The organism is Halobacteriovorax sp. GB3, assembly GCF_028649655.1.
Taxonomy (GTDB): Bacteria; Bdellovibrionota; Bacteriovoracia; order Bacteriovoracales; family Bacteriovoracaceae; genus BSW11-IV.
On record NZ_JAQSLN010000005.1, the window covers coordinates 91643 to 105736 of the forward strand.

Here is a 14094-nt window from a genome sequence, read left to right on the forward strand (position 1 = left end):
CAAATAATTAGCAAGTGTAATAAATGTTGTAAAGAAAAGAGCTAGCGAGGATTAGCTACATTAGCAGCTCTCGATTTGATCAATTCGTGAAATCTCCAAAGCCTACCTTCAAGCTCTACAAGTCTCTCTCGGCTTTCGTCTGATTCTAAAGACTTAGGTTCTTCGACAATTTCAGCTTTTTCCACTTCGCGCGGAGCAACATTATCGATATGGTACTTCTGCTCATCGACCTCTTTAAACTTCGAGGCCAAAATACTCATTAAATTCTGTCTTCCAGCTTCCTCAGTTTCTTCAATTCTCTTGGCCGTCTGCTCTACAAATTGAACTTCTTCCTGTTCTTTAGCTGCCTGCTCAATCTCTTGCTTGAATTCAAATGTATGCTCAGCGAGTGATTTCGATTTATTTTTCGATGGTTTCAACAATTCCATCTCAAGTTCATTTAGCCTTTTGATTGCCGCTTGATCTTTAGGATTCAATTCAATGATTTTCTCTAAAATAGAAACGGCTTTGTCTGTATGACCCTGAGAACAATAAAGATCGACTAGAGTTTGTGTATAAACTGAACCTGTATCTTCTTCACCATCTTGATCTATTAATTCTGTAGCAAATTCAATCGGCTCTTCTTCAACGACTTCGTCTAAATCTACTTCTTTCTCAACTGACCAAGAATCAATATCAGTTTCAGAAGAATTCTCCGTTTCATCACCTTCTGGATTAAATTTAACTTCTACCCACTCATCAAATGAATCAGCTCCAGCATCAATTTTCTCAACATTAAAGAAGTTGCTTTTATCTTCTGCTGGCTGCTCAGTGATGATGTAATCAAAGTTCCCACCAGGTGATGGGTAAAGGCTATCTTCTAACTCTTTTACCTTCTCTGCAAAGTATTCATTTTTAGGGTTCATAAAAAGAAGAAGCTTGAATGTAGATAAGGCTTCTTCTCGATGATTGATCTTTAAACAAATATCTCCAAAGAGTTTTTGAAGTAAGAGATTCTCTTTATTCGAATCAATATACGGCTTGATGGTTGTATAAGCGAGTGATTCTTCGCCCATATCAAAGTAACAGTGAGCAAGACCCACGTGTCCAAGAACATAATCAGGGTTTTGTCTTATCCCTTCTCTTAGAATATTTAGGGCCTGCTTTACAAGTCCCATTTTGCGATAGACCTCTGCCAAAGGAGCAAATACTCTTGATTTTGGATTTTTCTCCAAGATCTCACTATATTTATCAATCAAAGGCGTAGTCGTATCACTTGAACTCATTAGCTTTTATTCCCAAGTCCAGCTTCTTCTTGGTTAATCACTCTTGGTGTCATAAATATGATCAACTCATTTTTACTAATTTCAGGCCCAGAAGGAGTTCTAAAGAACCATCCAATTAGTGGAATATCCTTTAAGAAAGGTACTCCAGAGTGAGTTTCACGCTTTTCGTAGTTATAAACACCACCAAGTACAATTGTAGATCCATTATCTACTAGAACACTAGTATTAACAGTTCTAGCTTGTTTATCAGGTGGAGCTAAGTTACTTGGTCTCGTACCAAATTGCTCTTTACTCAATTCGATGTCTAGAGCAATTGAACCTTCATTTGTAACTTGTGGAGTTACTGCGAGATTTAAAGTAGCATCAATTTGTTGGAATGAAGTAACTGCATCATCACCGTTTCCAGTTTGTTGTGAGTAACTTGTTGTATCAACTGTTTGAATCGTTGCTTTCTTTTTGTTTTGAGCAATAACTTTTGGACTCGCAACAACCTTCCCTTTCGATTCATTCTCCATTAACTGAAGCCTAAAATTTAAATTTAGAAGTCTCCCAAATCGAGTGATTGATAATCCAAATAGATCTCTCGCACCATCACCTGTACTAGGAGCAGAACTTAGTGAAAATCCAGGCCCACTATCGGATGCATCTGCTGTAGAAGTAATTGGATCGTAACCAAAGTTTAAACCTTCAACTAATCCAATTTCTTTTTTATAGCCTTCTGTAACTTCAACAATCTTAGATTCGATTAAAACCTGTGGTGTCTGAGTATCTAAGATTTCAATGATTTTTTTAATCTTTTCAATATTCTCGACAGTATCTTTTACGATCATCGAGTTCGTTCTATCGTCCACAGAGAGAGTTCCTCTTTGCGGTGTAAGATATGGTTTAACAATATCAGTCAAAGATTTTGTATCAGAGTAAGATATTGGAAAAATCTTAGTTACAAGGGGTTCATCTCTAACCTTAATTCTCTTTGCTGCAATTTCTTTTTCTTGCTCTTTGGCCGCTTCATCAAAAGTAGTTACCATAAGGATGGCACCATTCTTTTTCGCAACTAATCTTCCAAGTCCAAGAACAGTATCAAGGGCCTGATCCCAAGGAACATTGACAAGATTTAATGATAGCGGAGGTAATCTTTCAACAGATTCCGTCAAGATAATATTGAATCCCGAAGCATCTGCAATCATCTTTAGAATTTCAGCAATTTTTAAATTTTGTACGTTGATTGTAATTCTTTTACCGATGTATTTTTTTCTACCTGAGAGTGTCAGGTTTTCAAGAATATCCTCGACGGCGCCAGACTTAGGAATGAGAACCTTTGAATCCTCTTCAAGAGTCTCTGCAACTTTTTCTTCGAAACTTTGTCCACTAGAAATTGTATTTTCAGAAAATGCTCCGAATCTATTTTCAATTTCTAAAACGATTCTATTCGGCTTTCTTTTGAGAAGAGATCTAACGTTATCTCTTAATTGAAGAACTAAACGAATATCTTTTGGATTATCTGGTTTTTTATAGGCCGATACATAGACAACTCCACCAGAAAATTCTGAAGTATCAAATCCACGTAGAATTTTATCCGTTGCTGTGGAGTTTTTGATATCAATAATAATCTGCTTAAATTCCGAGTCTTGGAATTTTTTAGCTTCTACATTATTACTGTCAAAGATTAATTCGAGTTGGCTGATTTCACCTTTTTGAGCAAAGTCGATTTTCTCTAACTGTGCACTGAAAGCATTAATCGTCAAAAAGAACGCACCTATTGTGAGTAAAATTCCTCTTTTCATATCACCTCATCCTAAGGTCTTAGATACATACCTGATTTTATTATAGCATTATTTTCAAAAGTCTAAAGAACTTTATTCATTAGAAACTGGAATAACCGTTTCTAAGTACTCTTCTTCGTCATATACGTTAGTAATTTTCTCGGCCAATAAAATTCCACCTGGCAGGATCGCTTTGATGATTGCCTTATTTTGCCCCAACGTCATTCCCTCTTTTAGAATAAAGGTCTCGTTGTCGTTTTGATCACCACCAATAACTTTTGCGATTGCTCTTCTTTCTTTACCAACAAGAATACCTACAATTCTGATATTTTCTAATGGCGTAGAGTCGATTGTTGGAACGTTAGTGAAAAATGTCGTTTCAACTTTCTTAGCCTGCTTCTTCTTAGTCTTAAGAGACGGTCTTTTGAATGGATCTCTTAAGTCCAGAGGGTTAACAATATTCGTTTTACTCTTTCTTAAAATAGCCTCTGCTTTTTTAGAATTACCCAATGCAGGTAGAGCAAATATAAATAATGTCATTATAATTAAGGTACGATTCATCATTATCCACGACCTTTTTTGCTTTTAAATTCACTTTCAATTTTATCAATACCACGATCTTCTTTATGATTATCATTATATTGATAAGCTTCTACCTTAGCTTCGAAATTAACTTCTTGGAAACGTCCTCTTCTTGGTGATGTTCCCTTTGAAATAGTAATCTCTGAAACGTTTAATAGCTGCTCAGCTTCTGAAATTTTTTCTAGGAAAATAAGAAACTGAAGAAAAGTTCCCGAACCCTTAAATTCATAAATCTTTGTGTTATAAAAACCATGATTTTCTCCACTTCGAGGAGAGAGATAGATATTTTTAACATTTAGAGTTTCAGCAATTGTTTTAATGAATTCGAGATTTGATGCATCTGAAATACTACTTGGAAGTTTCTTTTGAATCTTTTCTACTTCAATAGCAACTAATTCGATTCTCTTTTTTGCATCTTCAATTTCCTTCATATAGTTTTCGATATCAGTTTTCTTTTTTTGACTCTTCTTAATTCTTTGCTCTATCGTAGGAATTTCTGATGTAGAGTTAACTTTACGTTCTTCAATAGCAATATACTTTTCATAGGCACCAAAGCCTAGATACAACAACAAGAAAACATGGAGATTCTTTATTAATAACTTCATAACTATTCAGACCAAGGATCAAAGGTTTCTATATTTCCCTCTATTTCAAATACGAGAAATCTAAATTCTGTTCCCTGTACTCTTTCAGGTTTTGTCTCAGAACTTTTAAGGTTTAATGAATTACCGTAAAATCGCGATTCATTAGTAATACTAATAAAGTCACCTATATGCTTATATTCTAAGGCAGCACCTTTGAGATATAACATTCTATCAGACGTAATTCTTAGCTCATCTAACCAAAGATCACTTGGTATTCCTCTTGCGAGTTTTTCTAGCAATGACTTCGGATTTGTTCTCTTTTTAATAATTGCATCAACTTGACCAGAGCGAAGTCTCAGTTTTTCAACTTGATCATTATATGCCGATAACTTTTCTTGAACATTCTGATTTTTTCTTAGGAAAGTTCTTAATTGCCTTTCTTTATTACGAAGCTGCTGAACTTTTTCTTCATTAGCGACAATCTCTTCTTCCAGTTTTGGGAAGTAAAAATAGTCAGGTGTTAATGATATCAAATAGACGATGATAAGCATCTTGAAATTGATTTCACTAACCTCAATTCCTAAAATTTTAGGAATTCTCTTTTTCTTCTTTTTTGCGATGAGGTTAATATAAATCATTTATCAGTCTGCCCTAGTCCCAAGCCCAAAACAACACACCCTTTAAAGGCAATGTCGTTTATCTCTTCTTCAGAGAACTTCTTATCATATTTAATTCCATCAAATGGATTCAGTACTTCAACATCAACATTCAACAGCGCTTTAATCCCTTCTACTAATCCAGGAATAAGTGAACTACCACCAGTAATGCTACATCCAAGGAAGCTGTCATCTGAGGTTGAACTAATATAGAAATCAATTGTTTTTTTGAGTTCACCAAAGATAGCTTCTACAACATCATCAATAATCTCTAAAATTTCTTCAGGTAGATTTCCATTCTCATCCCCTGTGATTTTGAGATCTTCAGCTTCAAAGTAATTAACACCTAATTGTCTTTGAATTTCTTCCGTAATCATTGATCCACCAACATCAATCTCTTTCATGAATATTGGAGTACCATTTTTAAATATTAAAATCTGAGTCTTCTGTGCCCCTAAATCAATGACAATCCAAGAACCCACTTCATCTTCAGAAATTTTATTATAAACAGCCAGTTCAAAAATATTGCAAAGAGCAATTTGACTTAAGTCTACTCTCTTGACCTTCAAACCGCTCGCTTCAACCAAATCTTTATAATTTAAAAGGACTTCTTTCTTAGCAGCAGCGATAATTACATCAACACCACCACCTTCGTTTTCACCAAGATTAAAAAAATCGAGATTACAGTCTTCAATAGCAAAAGGAAGGTATTGTTCAGCTTCCCAAATTACTTGATCCTCGATTTCTTCTTCTGTACCACCGGCTAGCTGAAGTTTTCTAGCGATCGTATTAGCCCCGCTTATTCCTAAGCAGACATACTTACTTTCAAACCCACCTTTTTTATAAGCCGTTTGAATAGCAGCAACTATTTCATTTTCTTTTTGAATCTCATCATCAATTATTGATGCTTCCGGAAGTGGGTAGCTAGAAAACCTTTCTAACTTAAACTCTTTTCCATTAAAACTGACTTCGCTAAATTTAATAGCGCTTTGACCAATATCTAGACCAAGCAAAGTTTTATTACCAAAGCTCAACTGATCTTTTAAATCATCAATGAATGAATCTAGTTTGTTTTGAATATCCAATTTATTTTGTCCACTATTAAAGTACTTTAAGCTTATCTATTCAAAATTATAACTGATAGATTCAACTATTTTCAAGAAATTAGACGCCTAAATGAAATAAACTTTCCATTATTCTCGAAAAATCTTCTTTAAAAAAGATTTGAAAGAAAGCAACAACCAAAATAAAAGGACCAAACGGTATCTGAGTCTTTCGGTTTGTTATTTTTAAAGCAATAAGAGCAATCCCAACAACAGAGCCTAACATACAGCTCAAAAAGATATTATGAATAATGCCGACAACACCAAAGTGAATCCCTAAGACACCCCATAATTTAACATCCCCCATACCAAGACCTTCTTCACCCCGGAGAGCTTTAAAACCTCTACTCACAAGAAAAGGTCCACCAAAACCTGCAAGTAATCCGGCTCCCCAAAATAATGGAGATGAAAAAAGAATTGCATACACTAAGAATGTTGCAAGGAGATATAAATTAATAACATTTGGAAGAATCTTAAATTCTAAATCAACGATAAAGTGAACGAGAAAACAACTGAAGATTGAAAAATAGAAAGCATAAAAGGCCAAGCTTTCTGAACTCAGTGATGATGGCATTAAAAGAAGAGAAGCAACCCCTGTGACAACTTCAACAAAGGGATATCTAAGTGGTATCTTCCAATGACATTTACTACATTTACCTCTCAAAAATAAGTATCCTAAAATAGGAACATTTTCATACCAATAGATTAGTTTCCCACAACCTGGGCAAGCAGAACGAGGCCTCACAAAGTCGAGCTCTCTTGGAATTCTGTAGATAAGTACATTGAGAAAACTTCCAATCATTGCACCAAACACAAAGAAGAAAGCTTTAATTAAAAAAAAGTCGGTCATGTTAAATCTTTTTTGTTAAGAATGAAAACAGAAAGCAACATAATAGCAGCAATATAGATTATTCCATAAGAAAAACTTCCTACGAGATAACTCGTAGATAAATGATTCTCGAAAAGGACAAAGTTTTTAATATTAAGCTTACTAAAATTAGGAAAAAATGTTCCATAAAATTTTAGAAGATAGAGAAATACAGGATTATTTTTTGCAAAGTTTAACGCCGTTGTATTCGTAAGACTATGTCCCAGAATATAGATTAATATAGTATAGACCGTGCTCATCGTAACATTTGTTAACATAGAAAAAAGAACACTAATACATAGAATAATTACCGATTCAACGACAGCAAATAGAATCGCCCAGTAAATAAGTGAATCAAAGAAATTCCCAGAACTCATCCAAAAAACAAAGAGACTCATCAAGCTTAGAATTAAAATATTCACAATTAGCATTGTGATCATCCCTAGGACTCTACCAATGAGATATTCCCATCTTTTAACTGGACGAGATAAAATCATATAGATTGTTCTTCCCTCAATCTCTTTTGAAATAAGCGTGGAGCCAAAGAAAATTCCCATACCAACACTTGATAATGTCAAAAGGCCAAGACCAAAGTCTAGAGCGACTCTCTCCGGAACACCATAGGTAAATTCTCTCGCAATAAATGATGCGATCAGAAGAATCACTCCCAAGAAAAGAGTATTATAGATAATTCGACTTTTAAAAACTTCAATGAATGTATACTTGGCGATACTTATAACTCTCATTATTTTTTCAACTTATAAACAACTTCTTCTAGAGTTGGTACGATTGCCTCGACTCTTTCGATGGCCTTATTGTTTTTAATAGCTTCTTTCAAAAAGATATTCTTATCTTCTTCATTAAATACTTTTTCAATCAGCTTATCTTTTTCACGAAGAATCACCGAATATTGAAGATCAGTATCCTTCTTTAGTAATTCATCCTTACTTCCATTAAATAAAACCTTACCTCTTTCTAAGAAAATGACATCGCTACAAACCTCTTCTAAGTCAGAAACAATGTGGCTACTAAAAAAGATAGTCATCCCTTTTGCATTTAGCTCCCGTATTGCATCTTTCATAACAGAACGCCCTATTGGATCGACTCCTGATAGTGGCTCATCTAGTACGAGAAATTTTGGTGAATGCAAAATGGCGACAACAAAACCTAATCTTTGCAACATCCCTTTTGAATAACTTCTGATTTTCTGATCGAGGGCGTGATCAATAAGCAATTTCTTTGTCCAACGGATTAACTGATCATTATAGTCACCTATCTTAAGCCCATTTAACTCTAAGAGGTATTTCGCAAACTCTCGCCCCGTTAAATAAGGATAAAAATATGGGTGTTCTGGTAAATATCCAATATTCTTTTTAATCTCAAGGTCGTTGTTTCCTAGCTCTTTTGAGAAAACCACTGTACCAGATTTAGGTTTAATAAAATCCATTAAGATTTTGATAGATGTAGTTTTCCCTGCTCCATTAGCGCCGAGAAAACCAATAACCTTCCCTTGTGGTATTTCAAAAGAGACCTTATCGAGGACGACTTTCTCTTTTGACCAAAAATCTGATTTGAATGTTTTTAGAACTTCGTTAAAATGAATCATATTATGTATAACTTTAAAAAATATTTTTTATTATTACCTATATTCATATTATTCTATTTCGCTTTTGTTTTAAATAGTAGTTTTAAAAAGCCTAAACTTGAAATTACTAAACAAGATAGTGCGCAAAATTTTAATAATGACTTTCTAAAGATTTTCTCACTCGGACAAGAGCGCCTCTTATCCAGTATCCTCTGGGTAGAAACAATGATGAACTCAGACATTGATCATTATAAAAGTAATGACCTTCTCTCTTGGATGTATCTACGATTTAATACCATTACTGATTTAACACCAAAATTCTATGAACCTTATCTTTATGGTGGGATTTACCTTTCAATCATTAAAGATGACGATCTTGGGGCTAAAAAGATTTACGAAAAGGGAATTAATCAATTCCCTAATGATTATTATCTTCTTCTTAACAGCTCATTTCACTATTACTACGAATTAGGTGATGTAGATAATGCCATCACGAATTTAACTAAGATTAAAGACCACCCTAGAGCTGCGAGTTATATTCCCTCATTGATCGCGAGATTAAAATCATCATCAGGAGATCTCGTAGGAGCTTTCACTCTACTTTATGAAACCTTTCGAAATGCACCATCAGAAAGTGCTATCAAAAAGAAACTTGCTAATGATCTCTATTCAATTAAAGCAGAGATTGATTTAGACTGCCTTAATTCAGAGTCAAATAAGACTTGCCAGAGACAAGATTTTTTTGGAAACGATTATATATATATGAATGGTCGTTACAGTTCTTCAAAGCCTTTTAAACCTTACAGAAATAAAAAAGGGGCAAACTAAGTTGCCCCTTCCTTTTTATCAAAGAATAAATTCTAATTAGAAACCAGCATTGATTTGCATTAGAGTCTTGTTTTCGTTGATTGCCCACTTACTTGCAGAAGTGTTCTTGTTGAAATCGGCATCAATAACACCAATTGCACCAGCTACGAAATAAGAACCATTTGCATAAACTGCAGGGATATCAAGTGCTGAGTTCCCAGAGTTATTTAAAGTTGTCGTCGCGATGTTCTTAATGTCAGCGATAGCCATTTTCGCACCACCAACAGTTTTATTAGCAGGGAATCCATAAGCTCCGGCCACACAAGAACCACCGTTATCTACGATAATTTGGTTTGCAGCTGTTGCTTCAGCAGAGAATCCAATTGCATAATAATTTCCAATCGGAGCAACATATCCAGCACTTTCAAGACATGATCCAAAGGCATCATAGTCAGCTTGAAGAGCTGTAAGTGCAGAGTAAATAGCAGAAAGTTGAAGCTTCGCCTCAGACGTCTTTGCTTTTGATTGATAACGCTTAAAGTTTGGAATTGCTACAGCTGAAAGAATACCAATAATGGCAACAACAACCATGAGCTCAACCAGGGTAAAACCATGTTCCAGTCTTCTCTTTTTCATAAAAGTTCTCCTTAAAAAACTAATAATAATAGCTTCCTATCTAACTTAAACACATTGAGAGAGCTTAAGCAGACTAAGAATGTTTATATTTTAACACAATTCAATATTCGTTTATTCTAAATCGGATATTTCAGAGTAAAACTTTAGCTAGCACCGAAATATCAAACACTTACGCGCCACCTGCACTCATGAACATCGGTAAGTACATGGCAACGAGGATACCGGCAATAATCCCACCTAAAACGACAATAATGATTGGCTCAAACATCTTCGTCATTTGCCCAACCAAGTCATTCACTTCATCTTCAAAAACTTGCGCAACTTTTAAAAGCATTTGGTCAACGGCACCCGTTTGCTCACCTACTTTAATCATCTGAGTTACCATGTCTGGGAAATAGTCTATTTTCATTAAGGGCTCTGAAAGGGTTTTCCCTTCAACAACCTTCTTTTTAACTTTCTTGAGATCACTTGTGATAACTAAATTATCAATTGTTTCAATACAAATATCTAGTGCATCAACAAGAGAGACACCAGAAGAGAGCATCGTCGATAATGTTCTAGAAAATGATCCTAGGTTCCCCTTGATAACAATTCCGCCAAAGACGGGCATCTTCATAGAGATTTTGTCATAGATCAATTTTCCGGAAGGAGTTTTTATATAATTTTTTAAAGCAGCGAAGGCCACGAATGCACCAATGAATGTGAATATGGCATAGTCCCCTAAAAAATCAGAGGCACCAATAACAAATTTAGTAATTCCAGGAATCTCTTGTCCTGTATCCGTTAGCATACTTGTAAATTGTGGAACAACAAAAACAAGCATCGCCCAAATTACACCTGTTCCAACAAGTGAAACAATAACTGGATAAGTCAAAGCTGACTTAATCTGAGCAATGGTCTTTTGCTGCTTCTCCATGTGCTCAGCTAGTTTATCTAGAATAGAGTCGAGAATACCTCCCGTCTCACCGGCCTTAATAAGACTGCAATATAATTTATCAAAACCTTGCTGCTTTTCGAGTGCTTCAGAAATCGTCTTACCTTCGCCAACTTCTCTAGCGACTTCTTTAATTGCTCTTTTTAGCGATGGATTCTTCTCCGACTTATAAAGAATTTCAAGTCCATGAAGAATTGGAACCCCGGCAGAAATCATAATAGAGAGCTGCTTTGTAAAGTTCTTTAACTCAGTCATTCCAAAAGGCTTAGCAAAACCTTTTTCTTCCATCCACTCACCAATATCAAATTCTAATAACGACGGTGGGGTAATTTTTTTAATCCTGATTCCCTGAGCTCTTAAGATCCTTCTCGCTTCTCTTTCATTTTTTGCATCGACCGCCCCCTCTAGGCGCTTGCCATCTTTGCTTAATCCTTCGTAGCGCCAATTAGCCATTACGACCTACCTCTCCCTTTCAATCCTAATTGAGAATTAAGTTCTTCAGGGTTAGTCGAATACGTTAGAGCCGCTTCAGCATCAATAAGTCCTCTATCAACAAACTTCTTTAAAGATTGGTTCATTGTTACCATTCCCGTTTGATCTTGACCTACTTGCATTTGCGAATAAACTTGGTGAATTTTATCTTCACGAATAAGGTTTCTAATGGCTGGAGTTGGTCGCAAGATTTCCTGCGCACAAACACGTCCACCTTCAAAAGACTTTGGAATTAGCTGCTGAGAGACAACCCCTTGTAAAACGAATGATAGTAGTGTTCTAATCTGACCTTGCTGATCAGAAGGGAAAACGTTGATAATCCTGTTAATTGTCTGAACAGTAGAGTTGGTGTGTAATGTTCCAAACACCAAGTGACCTGTTTCAGCAATTGTTAGTGCGGCTTCAATTGTTTCTGGATCTCGAAGCTCTCCAACCAGAACGATATCAGGGTCCTGTCTTAGGAGTGACTTAATAGCATTTTTAAACGTAAGTGAGTCTCTACCAATTTCTCTCTGATTAACGATACAACTTTTATGGTTGTGAACGAATTCAACAGGGTCCTCAAGTGTAATAATATGGCCTGCCTCAACACTATTTAATCTATCGATGAGAGCGGCTAGCGTTGTCGACTTACCTGAACCAGTTGGCCCTGTAACAAGAATTAGTCCATTTGAAATGTCTGTCATCTCTAGAAGAACATTAGGTAAGTTCAGTTGTTTAAAGTCTGGAATGATACTTGGAATTAGACGAAATACAGCGGCAACACCACCTTTAGAATAAAAAATATTTGCCCTAAAACGAGCAAGACCCTTAATTCCAAATGAGAAGTCTAATTCTAAGTTTTTCTCAAAGTCATTTTTCTGCTCATCAGTTAATATCTGATAAACAAGTCTTTTAGAATCTTGTGCACTAAGAGGTGGGATTTTAACTCTTACAATTTCCCCATTTACTCTAAGACCTGGGGATGTTCCTACTGTTAAGTGAAGATCGGAACCACCACTTTCAACCATTAATTTAAATAGCTGCTGAACCTTTAACGTATCATTTGTCGTATCATATTTGGTTCTAGTAATTGTATTATCAGACATATTATTCCCTCTTAAAATTTATCTGCACTTGAATTTGTTAATGCTTCACTTAACGTTGTATCACCCATCGCCACTTTGGTTAGGGCCGACATTCTCAATGTTTTCATACCGTCTTTGATTGCTTGTTTTTTTAGATCATCTGCTGAAGCATTTTTAAGAATTAGTTCTTTTACTCCAGGAGTCAGGGCCATGACTTCGTAAATTGCGACTCGGCCCTTATAGCCAGAGTTTCCGCAAATTTCACAGCCTTTGCCTTTATAAACTTTCATATTAGGAGCGCTTGAAGGGGCGACACCACAACTTATGATTTCTTCAACAGTGACATCCTTATCTTCCACTTTGCAATTGCTACAAATTCTTCGACAAAGCCTTTGAGCAACAACAACATTTAAAGAACCAACGACAAGGAAAGGTTCAATTCCCATATTTAGAAGTCTTGTAACAGTTGAAGGGGCATCGTTTGTATGGAGTGTTGAAAGGACAAGGTGACCGGTAAGGGCTGCTTCAACGGCAGTTTCACCAACTTCTAAATCTCGGATCTCCCCAACCATGATAATATCAGGGTCTTGTCTTAGAAAGGCCTTCAAAGCTATTGAAAAGTCCAGACCAATTTCTTTTTTAACGTTAACTTGATTGATCCCCTCTAAGTTAAATTCAACAGGGTCTTCAGCAGTTGAGATATTTGTGTCAGATTTATTAAGATCTGAAAGTGCAGAGTAAAGTGTCGTTGTCTTTCCTGAACCTGTTGGCCCTGTTACAAGACACATTCCATATGGTTGATAAATCCCTTCTCTAAAGACTTCTAATTGCTTTGGTTCAAAGCCAAGCTTTGTCATATCGAGTTGGAGATTTGATTGATCGAGAAGTCGAAGAACGACCTTCTCTCCAAAGAGTGTTGGTAACGAGGAAACCCTGTAATCGATTGGCCTTCCTCCAACAGAGAGTTTAATCCTTCCATCTTGAGGCTTTCTTCTCTCAGAGATATCTAACTGGGCCATAATTTTTAGACGAGAAATAATTGGAAGCATCAATGCTCGAGGCGGCTTAATTACTTCAACGAGGGTTCCATCTATTCTAAAACGAACTCTAAAGTTATGCTCATATGGTTCAATATGAATATCAGATGCTTTTCTTATAAATGCATCAGCAAGAATCCTATTCACGTAACGAATAACATCATCACCGATATCTTCTTCTTTTACCTCAACTTGATCATCAGCATTATTGGCCTTTACTTCACGCACCGTCTCTAATAATTCATCAACAGTTTCAGTAACACGGTCAAATATTTTCGCCCATGCTGAAATATTTGTAAGAATGAATTCGACATTATATTGAAATAAAGTAACAAGATCGGATCTCTTTTCAAGAATTGAAGGATCAAAGATTGCGACAGTAACAGACTTTGAGGACTTTTGAATTGGAAGAGCTCTATACTTAACGATATCAGCTTTCTTAATAAGCTTTAGATACTTGTCTTGTACCTTTGCCTTTGAGAGGTCGATAAATGTTAATCCATATTTTTCAGAAAGCTGTTTGGCAAATTTAACATCATCAAAGAAATCGAACTTCATTAAATCAAATTCAGAAATTTTGTTCTCTTCCTTATTCAACATTAAAGGGCGTAAGTCCTTTAAAGGAACCATACCGGTTTTACCAATAACGTCAGCGAACTCTTTTCTAAACATTAAGTACCTTCTTAAATCAATTCGTTAGTACTTATTCTAACGG

At 35.6% G+C, this 14094-nt stretch carries 14 protein-coding genes; 1 reads left to right on the top strand and 13 read right to left on the bottom strand.

Translation table 11 applies throughout. From position 1 onward, the window contains the following. Window positions 1-41: 41 nt before the first annotated feature. The 9 genes from HBN50_RS15900 to HBN50_RS15940 all read right to left on the bottom strand — a co-directional run bounded on the left by HBN50_RS15900 (window position 42) and on the right by HBN50_RS15940 (window position 8427). On the bottom strand, window positions 42-1265 hold the full coding sequence (locus HBN50_RS15900) for a hypothetical protein (protein WP_273871690.1): 1224 nt from the start codon (window positions 1263-1265) through the stop codon (window positions 42-44). Then, window positions 1265-3049 carry a type IV pilus secretin PilQ gene (pilQ, locus tag HBN50_RS15905; RefSeq protein ID WP_273871692.1) on the bottom strand — a complete coding sequence of 595 codons (1785 nt, stop codon included), beginning with the start codon at window positions 3047-3049 and terminating at the stop codon, window positions 1265-1267. The genes HBN50_RS15900 and pilQ overlap by 1 nt, the downstream gene beginning before the upstream one ends. A 72-nt stretch (window positions 3050-3121) precedes the next feature. Beyond that, window positions 3122-3568, bottom strand: coding sequence for a pilus assembly protein PilP (locus HBN50_RS15910; protein WP_273871693.1), 447 nt, complete (start codon window positions 3566-3568; stop codon window positions 3122-3124). Between the two features lie 23 nt (window positions 3569-3591). Next, window positions 3592-4215 (bottom strand): type 4a pilus biogenesis protein PilO, encoded by a 624-nt coding sequence (pilO, locus tag HBN50_RS15915; protein WP_273871694.1) that lies wholly within the window; start codon window positions 4213-4215, stop codon window positions 3592-3594. 2 nt (window positions 4216-4217) lie between these two features. Beyond that, a complete protein-coding gene (locus HBN50_RS15920) occupies window positions 4218-4832 on the bottom strand; it encodes a PilN domain-containing protein (RefSeq protein WP_273871695.1) in 615 nt (204 codons plus the stop codon). Further along, on the bottom strand, window positions 4829-5935 hold the full coding sequence (gene pilM, locus HBN50_RS15925; protein WP_273871696.1) for a type IV pilus assembly protein PilM: 1107 nt from the start codon (window positions 5933-5935) through the stop codon (window positions 4829-4831). The genes HBN50_RS15920 and pilM overlap by 4 nt, the downstream gene beginning before the upstream one ends. Window positions 5936-6014: 79 nt before the next feature. Continuing rightward, a complete protein-coding gene (locus tag HBN50_RS15930; protein ID WP_273871697.1) occupies window positions 6015-6803 on the bottom strand; it encodes a prepilin peptidase in 789 nt (262 codons plus the stop codon). Further along, entirely contained in the window at window positions 6800-7567 is a 768-nt protein-coding gene (locus tag HBN50_RS15935; protein WP_273871698.1) for an ABC transporter permease, read from the bottom strand. The genes HBN50_RS15930 and HBN50_RS15935 overlap by 4 nt, the downstream gene beginning before the upstream one ends. Further along, window positions 7567-8427: an ABC transporter ATP-binding protein gene (locus tag HBN50_RS15940; RefSeq protein WP_273871699.1), complete on the bottom strand. Its 861-nt coding sequence runs from the start codon at window positions 8425-8427 to the stop codon at window positions 7567-7569. Before HBN50_RS15940 ends, HBN50_RS15935 begins: the two co-directional genes overlap by 1 nt. A gap of 204 nt (window positions 8428-8631) precedes the next feature. Here HBN50_RS15940 and HBN50_RS15945 point away from each other — a divergent pair, with 204 nt between their 5' ends. Then, window positions 8632-9234: a hypothetical protein gene (locus tag HBN50_RS15945; RefSeq protein ID WP_273871700.1), complete on the top strand. Its 603-nt coding sequence runs from the start codon at window positions 8632-8634 to the stop codon at window positions 9232-9234. 36 nt (window positions 9235-9270) lie between these two features. Here HBN50_RS15945 and HBN50_RS15950 read toward each other — a convergent pair whose 3' ends face one another. The 4 genes from HBN50_RS15950 to HBN50_RS15965 form a co-directional block, all read right to left on the bottom strand. After that, window positions 9271-9849, bottom strand: a complete 579-nt coding sequence (locus HBN50_RS15950; RefSeq protein ID WP_273871701.1) for a type IV pilin protein — start codon at window positions 9847-9849, stop codon at window positions 9271-9273. A 169-nt stretch (window positions 9850-10018) separates the two neighbouring features. Continuing rightward, window positions 10019-11236 carry a type II secretion system F family protein gene (locus tag HBN50_RS15955; protein WP_273871702.1) on the bottom strand — a complete coding sequence of 406 codons (1218 nt, stop codon included), beginning with the start codon at window positions 11234-11236 and terminating at the stop codon, window positions 10019-10021. Further along, complete coding sequence (locus HBN50_RS15960) at window positions 11236-12363, bottom strand: type IV pilus twitching motility protein PilT (protein ID WP_273871703.1); 1128 nt, start codon at window positions 12361-12363, stop codon at window positions 11236-11238. The genes HBN50_RS15955 and HBN50_RS15960 overlap by 1 nt, the downstream gene beginning before the upstream one ends. A gap of 11 nt (window positions 12364-12374) precedes the next feature. Next, window positions 12375-14051: a GspE/PulE family protein gene (locus HBN50_RS15965; protein WP_273871706.1), complete on the bottom strand. Its 1677-nt coding sequence runs from the start codon at window positions 14049-14051 to the stop codon at window positions 12375-12377. Window positions 14052-14094: the final 43 nt, after the last annotated feature.